Source organism: Streptomyces sp. NPDC097129 (assembly GCF_055668065.1).
In genome coordinates this window covers 1-2,697 of the sequence record NZ_JBVOQE010000037.1, presented here as the reverse complement: position 1 = coordinate 2,697, position 2,697 = coordinate 1, and the positions used below count along the sequence as shown (strand labels likewise).

Annotated in this window: 2 protein-coding genes; one reads left to right on the top strand and one right to left on the bottom strand. The window is 58.3% G+C overall.

Translation table 11 applies throughout. The features are described 5' to 3' along the window. A partial coding sequence (locus AC0B9F_RS37860; protein WP_472010334.1) for an IS110 family RNA-guided transposase occupies nt 1-903 on the top strand: 903 nt, incomplete at its 5' end. A 326-nt stretch (nt 904-1,229) separates the two neighbouring features. On the opposite strand, the gene AC0B9F_RS37855 is transcribed toward AC0B9F_RS37860, so the two are convergent. Beyond that, on the bottom strand, nt 1,230-2,237 hold the full coding sequence (locus AC0B9F_RS37855) for an IS481 family transposase (protein WP_472010332.1): 1,008 nt from the start codon (nt 2,235-2,237) through the stop codon (nt 1,230-1,232). Nucleotides 2,238-2,697: the final 460 nt, after the last annotated feature.

Genomic DNA, 2,697 nt, shown 5'->3' with positions numbered 1-2,697 from the left:
GGCCTGTACCGAGCTCTGAATCAAGCGGGTGTGGAGTGCGTGGTGGTTGCGCCGTCGAAATTGCAGAGACCTGCTGGTGACCGCGTCAAGACCGATGCTCGCGACGCGCTGCATCTGGCGCGGTTGCTCCGACTGGACGAGATCGTCGAGGTCACGGTCCCTTCGGTAGAACAAGAGGCAGCCCGAGATCTGGTCCGTGCCCGTGAGGATGCTCGCGGGGATCTGATGCGATGCCGACATCGCTTGTCGAAACTTCTTCTGCGGCAGGGCATTGTCTATTCTGGTGGTGCGGCGTGGACTGGTGCGCATGATGTGTGGCTACGAAGTCAGAGGTTCGAGCAGTCGGCGTTGCAGGCCACGTTCGACTCGAACTATGAAGCGATGCTGCTCACCCGAAGCCGCCGTGACCGACTGGATACGGCGATCGAGGAGATGGCGGAGAACAGTCCCTACACGCCGATGGTGCACCGTTTGGGATGTTTACGCGGAATCTCTACTTTGACCGGGTTCGGGTTGGCGGTCGAGATCGGCGACTGGCAGCGATTTACGGGGAGCACCATCGGTTCCTATGTCGGCCTGGTGCCGAGTGAATACTCTTCGGGGACATCACGATCACAGGGTTCGATCACCAAGACCGGCAACGGTCATGCACGTCGGTTGTTGGTCGAGGCAGCATGGCATCACCGCAAGATCTACCGCAACCCTGGACAGGTCATGCGCACTCGATGGGCGAAAGCCAGCCCCGCTGCGCGTGCTCGTGGGCATGCCGGCAACCACCGCCTGCATCATCGGTGGGAGCAGTTCACCGCCCGTAAGAAGCGTCCGGTGATCGCCAATGTCGCCGTAGCCAGAGAACTTGCGGGATGGTGTTGGTCGCTGGCGGTCGTCGACGACCAGCCCTGAGCTTGTCCTTCCCCTAGATTTCGGTCGATAGACAATCGCAAAGGGCGTGATGGCAGCGTGAGGAACGATCTGCGAAAACAACTATGGGCAGCAACAGGTTCCGAAATTGGAACCGATTGCGACGCCCGACCCTAGAGCAGCAGCACCGTTCCTGCCGAACAGTCGTCCTGCGGTAGCCAACCCGCGTATATCAGTCTGACCACGAGTCGTGAATATCGACATGTCACCCGCCGTTCTTCATGTCCGTCGACCGAAACGGAAACGGCCTCGGGAACTGCCGTTCCCGAGGCCGTTTCCACCTGTCCCTTGACAAATTTCTCTACATATCAGTTGTACGAGGCACGGACGTTAGTTACGCGATGCCGGCGGTAAGCGGCGGGCGGTCGTCCTCCGCGTGTTGAATGCGGTCGGTGGTAATTGTAGTGAACATTCCAGATTTCGACGGCAGTGCGCCGCTCAGCTTCGCTGGTGTACTCGCGGGAGTACAGCAGTTCTTCGGCGAGGATACGGTTGTAGCGTTCGACCTTCCCGTTATGTTTCGGGGTGTACGGCTTGATCCGGTAGTGCCGCGCTTCGCGTAATGAAACGGTGAAATCTGCTGCCCGGTAGCATGATCCGTTGTCGGTGATCACGCGCTCGATACGGGTGATGCCGTGGGCGGCGAAGAAGACGCGGGCGTTGTTCATGAAATCGATGGCTGTTGCGGCGGTTTCGTTGTCGCGTGCCTCGGTGTACGCCAGGCGGGTGTTCCCGTCGATCGCGGAATGCAAATAGGTGTACCCGACCCGGGCTTGCTTGTTCTTCGTTTTCCGACGCTGCGATCGTTTGGCCTGCTCGGAGCCGCGGCCGTGGGCACGCCACCCGCCGCCGTCCGGGATCTTCCCGACTTTCTTGACGTCGACGTGGACCATCTGACCAGGTCGCTTGGCGGCGATGACCTGGGGTTTTCGGTTGGTTTCGCCGTTCGGGTCGATGAACCGGCGGCGGTGCAATCCCAGGTTCCGCAGGATTTTCGTGACAGACCGGCGAGCAATGACCGTTCCATCCATTCGGAGTTCGAACGTGATTCGTGAAGCCGACCATTTCCGGCTCCGGCGCATCGACTCGATGTCGGCCACGACCTCCGCGGCTGTGGCGGTGGGTTGGTGTTTCGGTGCGCTGGAGCGGTCCTGTAGTCCCAGGTCACCATATTTGCGGTGACGGTTGACCCACGTGGAGGCGCATTGTCGTGAGATACCCATTTCGGCGGCGACGTGGGCGATCGGACGACTCTGGCAGCGCTCGATCAGGCGTCGTCTTCCCTCCACGGTGAGTGGAGCATTACGGTGTGTCACAGGGCTGGTCCTTCTTGGTCGAGAACGGTTGTGTCGCAACTCCCATTCTTACGCCGAGGACCAGCCCGTCTACTTCACTCCCGCATCAGCAATGTTCGTACCCGCAACAACTGCCACAATACATAGACCATGAAATATTTGACCGATCGGAATAATCGTGTTGAAATGAGACTATTTCGCCGGGCTAAGTAGCGATAAGAATCGTGTCACCAGTTAGCCTGACGCAATACTGTGCAGGTGCCGAAAAAACGTGGCGCGCCATGTCTCTATGGGTCATAGTAATCCTGCTCATCATCGACACACTCGTAATCGCCGGGTTGTTCACCATCGTCTGGAAACAGAGAAACGATCCGTGGTGAACCAGAAGTATGAATGAAGTCACATGCCTCACATTAACCAGTCGCGGCATTTAAATATTCCGAACAAATTCACTGTGACACGATGTAAAATCGCTTTTTCC